This is a genomic window from Burkholderia glumae LMG 2196 = ATCC 33617 (assembly GCF_000960995.1).
In the GTDB taxonomy this organism is placed as follows: Bacteria; Pseudomonadota; Gammaproteobacteria; order Burkholderiales; family Burkholderiaceae; genus Burkholderia; species Burkholderia glumae.
Genome location: NZ_CP009434.1, coordinates 2,570,603 through 2,583,537, shown reverse-complemented (window position 1 = coordinate 2,583,537; position 12,935 = coordinate 2,570,603). Strand labels below are relative to the sequence as shown.

Annotated in this window: 10 protein-coding genes; 9 read left to right on the top strand and 1 reads right to left on the bottom strand. The window is 72.5% G+C overall.

Annotation, left to right across the window (positions count from 1 at the left end; all coding sequences use genetic code 11):
- Nucleotides 1-136: 136 nt before the first annotated feature.
- From KS03_RS11555 to KS03_RS11545, 3 genes are all read left to right on the top strand, one after another.
- Nucleotides 137-826, top strand: coding sequence for a type 1 glutamine amidotransferase domain-containing protein (locus KS03_RS11555; RefSeq protein ID WP_012733352.1), 690 nt, complete (start codon nucleotides 137-139; stop codon nucleotides 824-826).
- 95 nt (nucleotides 827-921) lie between these two features.
- A complete protein-coding gene (locus KS03_RS11550; protein ID WP_012733353.1) occupies nucleotides 922-2,307 on the top strand; it encodes a DEAD/DEAH box helicase in 1,386 nt (461 codons plus the stop codon).
- Nucleotides 2,308-2,451: 144 nt separating this feature from the next.
- Nucleotides 2,452-2,748, top strand: coding sequence for a hypothetical protein (locus KS03_RS11545; protein ID WP_012733354.1), 297 nt, complete (start codon nucleotides 2,452-2,454; stop codon nucleotides 2,746-2,748).
- A 153-nt stretch (nucleotides 2,749-2,901) separates the two neighbouring features.
- On the opposite strand, the gene KS03_RS11540 is transcribed toward KS03_RS11545, so the two are convergent.
- Entirely contained in the window at nucleotides 2,902-3,819 is a 918-nt protein-coding gene (locus KS03_RS11540) for a helix-turn-helix domain-containing protein (RefSeq protein ID WP_012733355.1), read from the bottom strand.
- Between the two features lie 614 nt (nucleotides 3,820-4,433).
- Here KS03_RS11540 and KS03_RS11535 point away from each other — a divergent pair.
- The 6 genes from KS03_RS11535 (at nucleotide 4,434) to KS03_RS11510 (ending at nucleotide 12,921) form a co-directional block, all read left to right on the top strand.
- Nucleotides 4,434-7,373 carry an ATP-binding protein gene (locus KS03_RS11535; RefSeq protein WP_012733356.1) on the top strand — a complete coding sequence of 980 codons (2,940 nt, stop codon included), beginning with the start codon at nucleotides 4,434-4,436 and terminating at the stop codon, nucleotides 7,371-7,373.
- 450 nt (nucleotides 7,374-7,823) lie between these two features.
- Nucleotides 7,824-8,801 carry an alpha/beta fold hydrolase gene (locus tag KS03_RS11530; RefSeq protein WP_012733357.1) on the top strand — a complete coding sequence of 326 codons (978 nt, stop codon included), beginning with the start codon at nucleotides 7,824-7,826 and terminating at the stop codon, nucleotides 8,799-8,801.
- A gap of 263 nt (nucleotides 8,802-9,064) precedes the next feature.
- Complete coding sequence (locus KS03_RS11525; protein ID WP_012733358.1) at nucleotides 9,065-9,700, top strand: hydrolase; 636 nt, start codon at nucleotides 9,065-9,067, stop codon at nucleotides 9,698-9,700.
- A 138-nt stretch (nucleotides 9,701-9,838) separates the two neighbouring features.
- Nucleotides 9,839-11,716, top strand: a complete 1,878-nt coding sequence (locus tag KS03_RS11520; RefSeq protein WP_012733359.1) for an amidohydrolase — start codon at nucleotides 9,839-9,841, stop codon at nucleotides 11,714-11,716.
- 12 nt (nucleotides 11,717-11,728) lie between these two features.
- Complete coding sequence (locus tag KS03_RS11515; RefSeq protein WP_371821524.1) at nucleotides 11,729-12,184, top strand: DoxX family protein; 456 nt, start codon at nucleotides 11,729-11,731, stop codon at nucleotides 12,182-12,184.
- Nucleotides 12,185-12,258: 74 nt separating this feature from the next.
- Nucleotides 12,259-12,921 (top strand): HD domain-containing protein, encoded by a 663-nt coding sequence (locus KS03_RS11510; protein ID WP_012733361.1) that lies wholly within the window; start codon nucleotides 12,259-12,261, stop codon nucleotides 12,919-12,921.
- Nucleotides 12,922-12,935 lie beyond the last annotated feature (14 nt).

Genomic DNA, 12,935 nt, shown 5'->3' with positions numbered 1-12,935 from the left:
TCGTGCGCGCCATCCTGAGCCGCCGCACCGCGGCCATCGTCAGCCCGCCAGCCTGGTTTGCGGTGTGCCGGTTTGGCCACGCTCGGCCGGTTCGCGGCTCGACCGACTTCCCCTCTCAACCCCACGGAGCAACGACATGAAAGTCCTGATGGTCCTGACCTCGCACGACGAACTCGGCAACACCGGCCGCAAGACCGGCTTCTGGCTCGAGGAGCTGGCCGCCCCCTTCTATGCGTTCAAGGACGCCGGCGCGGAAATCGTGCTGGCTTCGCCGAAGGGCGGCCAGCCGCCGCTCGACCCCAAGAGCAGCGAGCCGGCCAGCCAGACCGACATGACGCGCCGCTTCGAGCAGGATCCGCAGGCCAGCGCGCAGCTGGCCGCCACGGTGCGGCTCGACAGCGTCTCGCAGGCCGACTTCGACACGGTGTTCTACCCCGGCGGCCATGGCCCGCTGTGGGATCTCGCCGAGGATCGCGCCTCGATCGCGCTGATCGAGGCGTTCATCGCGGCCGGCAAGCCCCTGGCACTGGTCTGCCATGCGCCCGGCGTGCTGCGCCACGTCCGCACGCCGGCCGGCTTGCCGCTGGTCCAGGGCAAGCAGGTCACCGGCTTCAGCAATGCCGAGGAGGCCGCGGTGGGGCTGACCCAGGTCGTGCCGTTCCTCGTCGAGGACGAGCTGAAGGCCAAGGGCGGCCTGTATTCGAAGACCGACGACTGGGCGCCGCACGTCGTCACCGACGGCCTGCTGGTCACCGGGCAGAATCCGGCCTCGTCGGCGCCGGCCGCCGCCGCGCTGATGCAGCACCCGGCGCTCGCCGCGCGCTGACCGATGCCGGCCGGATCGCCGTCGGGCGAGCCGCGCCGGCCGCGGGCCGAGGCGCGGCAACCGTTAGAATCGCGGTTTTAGTCCGGAACACGTCCATGTCCTTTGCCTCGCTTGGCCTGATCGAACCGTTGCTGCGTAACCTGCGCGAACTCAATTACGCGGAGCCCACGCCGGTGCAGGCCAGGGCAATTCCGGCCGTGCTCGGCGGCAAGGACGTGCTGGCCGCGGCGCAGACCGGCACCGGCAAGACCGCCGGCTTCGCGCTGCCGCTGCTGCAGCGGCTGGTGCAGCAGGGCCCCGCGGTGTCCAGCAATCGTGCCCGCGTGCTGGTGCTGGTGCCCACCCGCGAACTGGCCGAACAGGTGCTGCAAAGCTTCGCCGACTACGGCTGCGGCCTCGAGTTGCGCATGCTGGCCGCCTATGGCGGGGTCAGCATCAACCCGCAGATGATGAAGCTGCGCAAGGGCGTGGACGTGCTGGTCGCCACGCCGGGCCGGCTGCTCGATCTGAACCGGCAGAACGCGGTGCAGTTCGACCAGGTGCGCACCCTGGTGCTGGACGAAGCCGACCGCATGCTGGACCTCGGCTTCGCCCGCGAACTCGATGCCGTGTTCGCCGCCCTGCCCACCCGGCGCCAGACGCTGCTGTTCTCCGCCACGTTCCCCGACGAGATTCGCGCGATGGCCGCGAAGCGCCTGCACGAGCCCGTCCAGATCAGCGTCAGCGCGCCCAATGCCACGGCCAGCCGGGTTCGGCAGTGGGTGGTGACGGTGGACAAACGCAACAAGCCCGAGCTTTTCATGCACCTGCTGGCCGAGCACGGCTGGCAGCACGCGCTGGTGTTCGCCAGGACCCGTGCCGGCGTCGATTATCTGGCGGCCCGGCTGGAGGCGGCGGGCCACGCGGTCGATACGATCCATGGCGACAAGCCGCAGCCCGCGCGCCTGCGCGCGCTGGAGCGCTTCAAGCGCGGCGAGGTGCGGATGCTGGTCGCCACCGACGTGGCGGCGCGCGGCCTCGATATCGACGATCTGCCGCTGGTGATCAACGTCGATCTGCCGATCGTGGCGCAGGACTACGTGCATCGGATCGGCCGCACCGGCCGCGCCGGCGCGAGCGGCGTGGCGGTGTCGCTGGTATGTGCCGACGAGGCGCCGCAACTGGCCGCGATCGAGGCGCTGATCCGGCAAACGCTGCGGCGCGAGGAGGAGCCGGGTTTCGAAGCCGAGCACCGCGTGCCGCAAACCAGCGCCGCCGGCGAGCTCATCAAGAAGCCGAAAAAGCCCAAGCAGCCGAAGACGCCGCAAGCCAGGCCGGGCGGTGTGCCGCCGGCCGGCGCCAAACCGCGTGCGCCGGGCGCGCCGGGCAAGCGCAAGGCGGCGCCGCGTGCGGGCGCGGCCGGGAACGTCACCGATGGCAGTCCGTTCAGTGTGCGCAAGCCGCGCGGCAAGGGGGCCGGCAAGCCGCGCGCTACCCGCTGAGGCGCGCGCCGCGGCCCTGCCGGGCGCCGGTCACGCGGATGCCGTGCCGGCGCGCAGGCGCGCGCATCTCGCCGGTCGCGATGGCGCCGTGCGATACTCGCCGCTTGGTCCGCCGTCGCGGAGCCAGCCACCGGAGGAGCCGCCGTGTTTGCGAGTTATGATCCGACCCATACGGGCTTCGTCGCCGAGATCGACGGTTGCCGCTGTTGCATCGAGGGCATCGCCTCGCCGATCGCCGATCAGATCGACTGGCGCTGGACGATCTCGATCGCGCAGCTCGACAACCCCGACGGCATGGACCCGGACAAGTTCGATGTACTCGCAACCGGTGAGACGGTCACGCCGCTGCAGGCGTCCCAGCAGATCGTCGCGTGGCTCGACGCGCATCCGGCCGAGGACGACGACCTTCCCGCGGACGCACCGCAGCCGCCCGCGGGCTGAGCCCGACGGCGCTGCCCCGCCGCCGCGGCACGGCGTATCCGGGGCTGCCCCGCTACCGCCACGCCTGCTGCCGCACCCGCGCGGCCCGCTGGCCCGTTCGGGGGGCGCGGCGCGCCCGGCCGCGGTGCCGGCTTCGGCGGACTGCCCGCCGCGTCAGTGCCCCCCGCCGCGCCGCCATGCGCCCGGCGTCACGCCGAGCGCCTTCGCGAACACGCGGCTCAGGTGGCTCTGGTCCGAGAAGCCGCAGGCGATCGCGATGTCGGCGAGCGGCAGGCGCGTGCTCTCGATCATGCCGCGCGCCTGCGCGGTGCGCTGTTCCAGCAGCCACTGATGCGGCGTGCGGCCGGTGGTACGGGCGAACGCGCGGATGAAGTAGCTGCGCGACAGCTTGCATTCGCGCGCGATGTCGGCCAGCGACGAGCGGGGGTGGTCGCGCAGCATCAGCAGCTCCTTGGCGCGCGCCTCTTGCGCGGCGCTGAGCCGGCCCTTCAGGCGCGCCTCGCGCGGCGGCAGGCTGCCATAGCGCTGCGCGAGATGCAGGCCGATCGCCAGCCCGACCTGCTCGACGAAGCGCGCGCCGAGTTCGCCCGGCGTCTCGATGCCGGCCGCGATCGCGGCGCCCAGGTGGCCGAGCACCGGGTCGGCCACCGCGGCCGCGCAGAGCAGGCCGTCGATCGCGGGGGCCTGGTGCTCGTCGCTGAGCCGAACCAGAAACCGCGACGATAATTCGAGCAGCAGGAAATCGAAATTGCCGTAAAGATCGGCGACGTAATTCTCTGAAAAATCGCGAATATAAATCGAATGCCGATCGAAGTGGCAATCCTCCGCGCGCGGGCCGCGGAAGTTCCTGCGATGGTGCCCCGCGCGTAGCGAAATGCCGACCAGGAACCCGCGGTCGCTGGCCGGCATCGTCACGCGCTCGAGCTGCGGCGTGTCCATGCATTTGCGATGGAACATGAAATCGCCGCTCTGGAACTGCAGATTCTTGCGCAGCTTGCTCGACAGGCAGCCGAGCGTATCCCTCGGGGCCGGCGCAGCGGCGGCGCTGACGGTATCGGCAACAGGCGACATCGGGCGGTTTCCTCCGCAGAAAAGGCGCGCGCGGGGCGGCGCCAGACGTGGGCGCCGCCGCGGCGGCGCGGGCGTGACGGGTGCCGGCTGGCATGGCGATGGCGCGAGGCCGGCGCGCGGCGGCCGTCGGCACGCGGCCGCCAGGGTGCGTTCGGGTTATACCATCGCGAAAACACGGCCACAAGCTGGATGAAAGACCGGGATTTTGCGCCATGCAAAATGCGGAAAACCGGCGATTCCCGAATCGGCGTGTCATCGGCCGAAAGGCGTCCCCCTCATCGCCGGGGATTCAAGTCCGAAGGACCGGATGCGCCGCGTCTCGCGAGATCGCGCCGGGCCGGGTCGCTGCCGTGTCTGTCAGCGACATGTCATCGATCCGCCGTGCGCGCCGAAGCCGCCGCCTCGCGCACGCGACGGCGCACTGGCCTTTTGTTCAAAAGCCGCGCCGCAGCCCGTTGAGGCGGCGTGTCAGCGGCGCGCCGAGCGGATTTTTCTTCAAGACGCGATCCGGCGGCTCGCTTACCATCCGCGCACTTCCTCCATCGCCCCCCGTGTGTGCCACGCCCGGGGCGCGTCCATCCCGCGCCGCGGTCAGGCGCCATTTGGAGACGGTCATGGTGCAAATCGGCGCGTTGCACGTCGATTTCGAGCGGCGCGAGGTGCGGCGGCACGGCGAAGGGCTGCGCCTGAGCGCGCGCGCGTTCGACATCCTCGACGTCCTGTTTCGCGCGAACGGCGCGGTGGTGTCGAAGGACGCGCTGCTCGAGGCCGTCTGGCCGAATCAGATCGTCGAGGAAAACCGGCTGCAGGTTCACGTGGCGGCGCTGCGCAAGGCGCTGCATGCCGACCGCGAGCTGATCCGCACCATCACCGGGCGCGGCTACCGGCTGGCGGTGCCGGCCGGCCCGGCGAATCCGCCGGCGCCACTGCTGCCCGCCTCGGGCGAACTGCCTGCCGGGGCGGGGCCGCTGATCGGCCGCGACGGCGACCTCGACGACGTGCTGGCGCGGCTCGCGCAGTCGTCCGTCGTCACGCTGGTGGGCGCGGGCGGCATCGGCAAGACGGCGCTCGCGCTGCGCGTCGCGCAATGTCTGCGCGACGCGGATTCACGCGCGCGATCGCAGCCGCGCGTGCGCCACGTGGTGTTCGTCGAGCTGGCGTCGGCCGACTCGCGCGAGGCGGTGCTCGCCACGCTCGCGGTGGCGCTGGACCCGAGCGCCGAGCCGGGCCCGCACGATCCGCTGCCGCTGCTGGCCGGCCTCGGCGAGGGCACGCTGCTGGTGCTCGACAACGCCGAGCAGGTGGTCGGCGTGGTGGCGTGGCTGGTGGAGACGCTGGCGGCTGCCGTGCCCGGCCTGCGCATGCTCGTGACGAGCCGCGAGCCGCTGTCGATCCGCGCCGAGGCCGTGCACCGCGTCGAGCCGCTCGCGGTGCCGCCCGCCGACGCGAGCCTCGCCACGCTGACCGACTACGGGGCGGTGGCGCTGTTCGTGCAGCGTGCCCGTGCGATCGCGCCGGGCAGCGCGCCTGACGGCGCCGCGGCCTGCGCCGGCGACGACGCCAGCCTGCGCCTCGTCGCCGACATCTGCCGCCGGCTCGACGGCCTGCCGCTCGCCATCGAGCTGGCCGCCGCGCGTGTCGCCACGCTCGGCGTGGACGGCGTGGCGGCACGCCTCGACGACCGCCTGGACCTGCTGAGCGGCGGGCTGCGGCTCGCGCTGCCGCGCCATCAGACGCTGCGCGCGACCTTCGACTGGAGCTACGCGCTGCTCGATCACGACGCGCGCACGCTGTTCCGCCATCTCGCCTTCTTCGCCGGCAGCTTCACGTTCGACGCCGTGTGCGCGGTGGCGACCGAGCCGGGCATGCCGATCGCCACCGCGATCAAGGCGCTGGCCGAGCTGAGCGCGAAGTCGCTGATCGCCGTGGAGTTTCATGATGCGATCGCGCTGTACCGGCTCACCGAATCGACGCGCGCCTACGCGATGGAGAAGCTGCGCGACGAGGGCGAGGTGCAGCGCGCCGCGCGCCGTCACCTGCGCTACCTGCAACGCCGTATCGACGAGTCCTGCTGCGAGGCGCGAGCTGGCGACCACGCGTGCCGCCACGCGCCCTGCGCCGGATGGTGCACGGCCGGCCCCGCGCCGCTCGACGCCGCGCGCGGCATCTGGGACTGGGCGTTCTCGGCCGACGGCGATCCGGTGCTCGGCGTGTCGCTGGCGGGCTCGCTGGTCGGCAAGCTGCTCGACGCCTCGCTGGTCGCCGAGTGCCGTGAACGCGCGGCGCGTGCGCTTGCCGCGCTCGACGCGCTGCCCGAGCACACCGTCGATCCGCTCTGCGAGATGCGCGTGTGCTCGGCCTATGCGACGACGCTGCTGCTCACGGGCGGCGAGGCCGGCGAGGCGGCCTCGCTCTGGCGCCGCGTGCTGGCCCGCGCCGAGTCGCACCGCGACGAGGGGTTCGCCACGCGCGCGCTGTGGGGCCTCTGGAACGCGGCAATGGCGGCGGGCGACATTCACGCCTCGCTGCGCTTCGCGACGCATTTCGAATCGCGCGCGCTCGCCAGCGGCTCGCGCTGGCAGGTGCTCTGCGCCGGCACCACGCTGGCCGCCTCGCTGCATTGTTTCGGCGAACACCGCCAGGCGCGCGAGCGGCTCGAACGCCTGCTCGTGCAGCTCGACGCGCTGGGCGACGGCGAGCGCGCCGAGGGCGGGCCGGCCGTCGATCCGCGCATCGTCGGCACCGGCACGCTGGCGCGCATCGCGTGGATCCAGGGCGAGACGGCGCTCGCCTGGCGGCTGGCCGAGCGCGCGCTGAGCCATGTGCGCGCCGATCTGCCCGAGCCCTCGCTCTGTCACCTGCTCGCGGTGGTGGTGGTGCCGCTCGCGCTCGCCTGCGGTGAAATCGAGGCGGCCGCGCGCCATCTCGCACTGCTGCGCTCGCAGGCGGCGCTGAACCGTTTCGACGGCTGGCGCGACTACGGCGAATGCCTGGCCGGCCTGCTCGAAATGCGCACGGGCCAGCCGCGCGAAGGGCTCGCGCGGCTGGAAGCGTGCCTTGGCCGGCTCGCGACGCGCGGCATGAAGCGGCTGATGGCCCCGCTCGTGGCGGCCTGCGCCGAGGCGCTCACGGCGGCCGGCCGGTTCGAGGCGGCGCGCGAGTGGCTCGACCAGGCGCAGCGTCACGGCGAGGTGTACGGCGACCAGGGGTTCGCGGCCGAGCTGCTGCGCGCGCGCGGCCTGGTCGAGATCGCACGCGCGCGCCGCCACGGCACGCCGGCCGCGGTGGCGGCAGCGCGGCGGCACCTGCACGAGGCGCGCGAGCTGGCGCGCGAGCAGGGCGCGCATCTGTTCGAGCTGCGCGCGGTGCTCGACCTCGGCGAATCGCTGCGCGACGCGCCCGATTTCGGCCAGCAGATGCGTGAGTGGCTGCTGCCGTTCCGCGCGCTGCTGGCGCGCACCGGCATGTCGCTGCGCGTGCCCGAGGCGGCGCGGCTGGCGGCATTGTGCGACGCGCTGCGTGCGCACGACGCGCAGGCCGTCGAACCGGCCTGAGCGGGCGCGAACGCGGCGCCGCCCGCGGCGTCGCGCGCCGTGACGGCCGGACCCTGCCGGGCGGCCGCTTCAGGTTTGCCGTTCGCGCCGCCAGCTCACGCCGCATGATGCGCCGGGCCGCCGTTCGCGCCCACCGGCCCGGTGCGGGAACGCCACCCCCATGCCGCGGCGGCGCGCTTGCCCGGCATCGGCGTGCCGTGCCGCGCCGGCCGATGCGTGCGCCTCGCGGCGTCCGCAGCCTCCCTGCAGCCGGTGCCCGCCGCCCGTGCTTCAGAACGCTTCAGGTTTGCCAAAGGACTTGGGCGTTGCTCCCCGATAGGCTGCCTTCGCGTCCCGGACCGGCGCGCGGCCGCGCAACACGCGCGGGCGGCCCGCCCGGCGGCGATCCCATCCAGCACGACGCCAACCGCTCGCCCGGCCGGTCCGCGGCGAGGTATCGAAGGAGAAGAGATGACGACCCAGTACAGCCTCATGACGCGCCGCCGCCTGCTCTCGGCCGGCGCGGGCGTGGCCGGCGCGATGGCGGCGATGTCGAGCCTGCCTGCCGCCGCCGGCACGGCCACGGCGCCCCACGCCCAGGCGCACGCCAAGGGCCGCCCGGACGGCGGCGGCTACGTGGCGGCCAAGGACGGCACGCCGATCTACTACAAGGACTGGGGCAGCGGCACGCCGGTGGTGTTCTCGCATGGCTGGCCGCTGTCGGCCGACGCCTGGGACGCGCAGATGCTGTGCCTCGTCAACCAGGGCTGCCGCGTGATCGCGCACGACCGGCGCGGCCACGGCCGCTCGGGCCAGCCGTCGGCGGGCAACGACATGGACAGCTACGCCGACGATCTGGCCGCCGTGCTCGACGCGCTCGACGTGCATGGCGCGATGCTGGTCGGCCATTCGACGGGCGGCGGCGAGGTGGCGCACTACCTGGGCCGCCACGGCGAGGCGCGCGTCGCGAAGGCCGTGCTGATCGGCGCGGTGCCGCCGCGGATGCTGCAGTCGGCCGCCAACCCGGGCGGGCTGCCGATGTCGGTGTTCGACGGCATCCGGGCCGGCGTGGCCGCGAACCGTTCGCAGTTCTACCTGGATCTCGCCACGCCGTTCTACGGCTTCAACCGGCCCGGCGCGAAGCTCTCGCAGGGGCTCGTGCAGGACTTCTGGCGCCAGGGCATGGCCGGCTCGATCAAAGGCCAGTACGAGTGCATCAAGCAGTTCTCGGAAGTGGACTACACCGAGGACCTGAAGAAGATCGGCGTGCCCACGCTGATCCTGCACGGCGACGACGACCAGATCGTGCCGATCGACGATTCGGCGCGCCTGTCGGCCAGGCTGGTGCGCCATGCCACGCTGAAGGTCTATGCCGGCGCGCCGCACGGCATGTGCAGCACCCACGTGGATCAGGTCAACGCCGACCTGCTGGCGTTCCTGAAGGGCTGACGGGCCGCCGGGCGCGGGTAGTACGCGCCGTCCGCCGTCGCGCGAGGCCGCCCGGCCCGGTTGGGGCCGGGCGTTTTTTCGTGCGCCGTGCGGCCGGTGCGGCGGGCCCGGCACCAGGGTCCGGCCTGCTTCAGATAAACGTCAGGACTTTCAGGTCGTGCCTGCGTAATCTGCAGGCCAATCGCCAAGCCCGGCGCCGCGCGAGATGCCACGCGCCGCGCGGACCGCGAGCCGATTCTTCGCCCCCCTCAATGGAGCTTCCGATGGCCTACGAACTGCTGACCCCCGACAACTGCGCGCTCGCGCTCATCGACCACCAGCCGCAGATGTTCTTCGGCACGCACTCGCACGAGCGCACCACGGTGCTGCACAACGTGCAGATCCTCGCCAAGGCGGCACGCCTGTTCAAGGTGCCCACCGTGCTGACGACGATCGCCTCGGAGACCTTCAGCGGCCATCTGCTCAGCGAAGTGCAGGCGGTGTTCCCGAACACCCGGCCGATCGACCGCACCTCGATGAATTCTTGGGAAGACGCCGGATTTCGCGAGGCGATCAAGGCCACCGGCCGCAGGAAGATCGTGATCGCGGGCCTGTGGACGGAAGTCTGCGTCGCGTTTCCGACCGTGCAGATGCTGGCCGAGGGCTTCGAGATCTACGTGCCGACCGATGCCTGCGGCGACGTCACGCAAGAGGCGCACGAGCGCGCCGTGCAGCGCGTGATCCAGGCCGGCGCGGTGCCCACCACCTCGCTGCAGTTCATGTGCGAGCTGCAGCGCGACTGGGCGCGCGGCGAGACCTACGACGGCTGCATGGAGATCTTCAAGGCGCACAGCGCCTACGGCATCGGCGTGCGCTACGCCAAGCAGATCCTCGGCGAGCACGCGAGCGAGGCGGGCTGAGCCCGCGTGGCGCGCGCCTCGGGCACGCGCCTGAGCCGGCCGCGGCGGCGCCCCGACGGGCGCGCGCGGCGCGGCCACCGAATCCGGCGGCAGCGCGTCCGCCGCATGCGAATCCATCCAGCCTGAAGGAGGGCGACGATGAGCACCCCCGAGCAACCGGCACGCATTGCCGATCTGGTGATCTACAACGGCAAGATCGCCACGCAGGACGAGCGCCGCTCGTTCGTCACCGCGCTGGCCTCGGCCGGCGGCAGGATCGTCGCGACCGGCAGCGACGCCGACGTGATGCAATGGGCGCGCGGCGACGCGCGCCGCATCGACCTGAACGGCCGCACCGTGATCCCGGGCCTCAACGATTCCCACCTGCACGTGATTCGCGGCGGCCTGAACTTCAACATGGAGCTGCGCTGGGACGGCGTGCCCTCGCTGCGCGACGCGCTCGAGATGCTGCGCGCGCAGGTGGCGCGCACGCCGGCGCCGCAATGGGTGCGCGTGGTGGGCGGCTGGAACGAATTCCAGTTCGTCGAGAAGCGCGGCCCGACGCTCGACGAGATCAACGCGATCGCGCCGGATACGCCGGTGTTCCTCCTGCACCTCTACGACAGCGCGCTGCTCAACGCGGCGGCGCTGCGCGCGGTCGGTTACGACCGCGACACGCCGAATCCGCCGGGCGGCGAGATCCAGCGCGACCGGCGCGGCAACCCCACCGGCATGCTGATCGCGCGGCCGAACGCGGGCCTGCTCTACGCGACGCTCGCCAAGGGGCCGAAGCTCGCGCCCGACGACCAGATGAATTCGACGCGGCAGTTCATGCGCGAGCTGAACCGGCTCGGCGTGACGAGCGCGATCGACGCGGGCGGCGGCTACCAGGCCTACCCCGACGACTACGCCGTGATCATGGAGCTGGCCCGGCGCGACCAGCTGTCGATCCGGATCGCCTACAACCTGTTTACGCAGAACGCGAAGCGCGAGATCGAGGATTTCGCGAAATGGGTGAAGGCCACCCGCCCCGGCGACGGCGACGATTTCCTCAAGGTCAACGGCGCGGGCGAGATGCTGGTGTTCTCGGCGGCCGACTTCGAGGACTTTCTCGAACCGCGCCCCGAGCTGCCCGATGCAATGGAGCAGGAACTGGAGGCGGTGGTGCGCCTGCTGGTCGAGAATCGCTGGCCGTTCCGCCTGCACGCGACCTACGACGAATCGATTTCACGCTTCCTCGACGTGTTCGAGCGCGTCGACGCCGACACGCCGTTCGACGGCCTGCGCTGGTTCTTCGACCACTGCGAGACGATCTCGGCGCGCAACATCGACCGGATCGCGGCGCTCGGCGGCGGGATCGCCGTGCAGCACCGCATGGCCTACCAGGGCGAGTACTTCATCGCGCGCTACGGCGCCGAGGCCGCCGCGCAGACGCCGCCCGTGCGCAGGATGCTCGAGGCCGGCCTGCCGGTGGGCGCCGGCACCGACGCGACGCGCGTGGCCAGCTACAACCCGTTCGTCTCGCTGTACTGGCTGGTCTCGGGGCGCACCGTGGGCGGCACGCCGATCTACGCGGCGCGCGACCGGCTGGAACGCATGGAAGCGCTGCGCCGCTACACGGTGGGCAGCGCCTGGTTCTCGAACGACGAAACCAGCAAGGGCGCGCTCGTGCCGGGCCACTACGCCGACTTCGCGGTGCTGACCGACGACTTCTTCACGATCGAGGAAGACGCGATCAAGCATCTGGAGTCGGTGCTGACGGTGGTGAACGGCCGCGTGGTGTACGCCGACGGCGAGTTCGGCGCCTACGGGCCGCCCGCGCTGCCGGTCAGCCCGAGCTGGTCGCCGGTGGCGGAGTTCGGCGGCTACGCGCGCTATCGCCCGGTCGGCGCGCCCGAACGTGCCTGCGCGGACGGCTGCGCGAATCGGTGCGGCGTTCACCGGCACGCGCACGGGCTGGCCTGGGGCCGCAACGCACCGGCCGGCGACCCGAATGCGTTCTGGGGCGCGCTCGGTTGCAGCTGCTTCGCGTTCTGACGGGGCGCCGCGATGAAGTCCGACGCGCCGCGTGGCGCCCACGCTTCGCCCGCTGTCGCCTTGGGGGCGGGCCGCCTCGATACCACCGCCGCGGCGCTGCTGTTCCTGCGGGTGGCCGCGAGCCTGCTGCTGCTGTTCGTGCATGGGCTGCCGAAGGCACTGCATCCGAGCGCGCAGCTGGCCGTGATCGAGGATCCGCTGCATCTGGGCGCGCCGTTGACGCTCGGGTTCGCGATCTTCGCCGAGGTGCTGTGCCCGCTGCTGATGATGGCCGGCATCGCCGCGCGGCTCGCGGCCCTGCCGATCCTGGTGATCACGGTGGTCGCGCTGACGCTGGTCCATCCCGACTGGTCGCTCGGGCAGGGGCAGTTCGCCTGGATGCTGCTGATCCTGTTCGGCACGGTGGCGATCGGCGGGCCGGGGCGCTACCGCATCGCGCTGCCGTGGGGCAGGCGCCGGGTGCGCTGACGCCCGCGGCGTGCGGCAAGGTCCCGCGCGCCGCAGGCGTGGCGCACACCACACGGACATCGCGGGGGAAGGGCATGCGAGCAGCGGGGTCGAGCGTGGGCGGCGAGGTGGCGGGCGTGCGCATCCCGAGTACGCCGGTGGCCGTGGCCGCCGCCGAAAGCGCGCGCGCGGCGCTGCCTCCGGTGCTGCTCGGCCATGCGCGCCGCGTGTTCGTGTTCGCGGCGCTGAGCGCGCGGCGCGCCGGGCTGGCCTGCGAGGGCGGCGCGCTGTTCGTCACGGCGCTGTACGCGAACATGGGGCTGAGCGCGGCCTACGCGCGCTCGACGGCGCGCTACGAACTCGACAGCGCCGACGCCGCGTGCGGGCTGCTGCGGCTGCACGGCGCGAGCCAGCAGTGGCGCGACCAGGTGTGGCTCGCGATCGCGCTGCATACCACGCCGGGGCTGCCGGCACGCGTATCGCCGCTGGCGCGGGTGCTGGCGCAGGCGGTCAGCACCGATCTGACCGGTTCGCACTACCACGCGTATACGCCGCACGAGCGCGCCGGCGTGCTGGCGCGCTACCCGCGCGGCGCGGGCTTCGGCGAGGCGGTGATCGGCGCGTTCGGCCGCGGCCTCGCGCACCGGCCGCGCACCGCGGCCGGCACCAACGGGGCGGACGTGCTCGACCGCATCGATCCCGACTACTGCCGCGAGAACTTCTGCGGCCGGATTCTGGGCTCGCCGTGGCGCGATTGAAGACGTCCGGCCGA

Bases quoted from the DNA above. Each gene is read 5' to 3' on its own strand.
- KS03_RS11510 (WP_012733361.1), top strand. From the start codon at position 12,259: ATGCGAGCAGCGGGGTCGAGCGTGGGCGGCGAGGTGGCGGGCGTGCGC.
- KS03_RS11530 (WP_012733357.1), top strand. From the start codon at position 7,824: ATGACGACCCAGTACAGCCTCATGACGCGCCGCCGCCTGCTCTCGGCC.
- KS03_RS11525 (WP_012733358.1), top strand. From the start codon at position 9,065: ATGGCCTACGAACTGCTGACCCCCGACAACTGCGCGCTCGCGCTCATC.
- KS03_RS11540 (WP_012733355.1), bottom strand. From the start codon at position 3,819: ATGTCGCCTGTTGCCGATACCGTCAGCGCCGCCGCTGCGCCGGCCCCG.
- KS03_RS11520 (WP_012733359.1), top strand. From the start codon at position 9,839: ATGAGCACCCCCGAGCAACCGGCACGCATTGCCGATCTGGTGATCTAC.
- KS03_RS11515 (WP_371821524.1), top strand. From the start codon at position 11,729: ATGAAGTCCGACGCGCCGCGTGGCGCCCACGCTTCGCCCGCTGTCGCC.
- KS03_RS11535 (WP_012733356.1), top strand. From the start codon at position 4,434: ATGGTGCAAATCGGCGCGTTGCACGTCGATTTCGAGCGGCGCGAGGTG.
- KS03_RS11550 (WP_012733353.1), top strand. From the start codon at position 922: ATGTCCTTTGCCTCGCTTGGCCTGATCGAACCGTTGCTGCGTAACCTG.
- KS03_RS11555 (WP_012733352.1), top strand. From the start codon at position 137: ATGAAAGTCCTGATGGTCCTGACCTCGCACGACGAACTCGGCAACACC.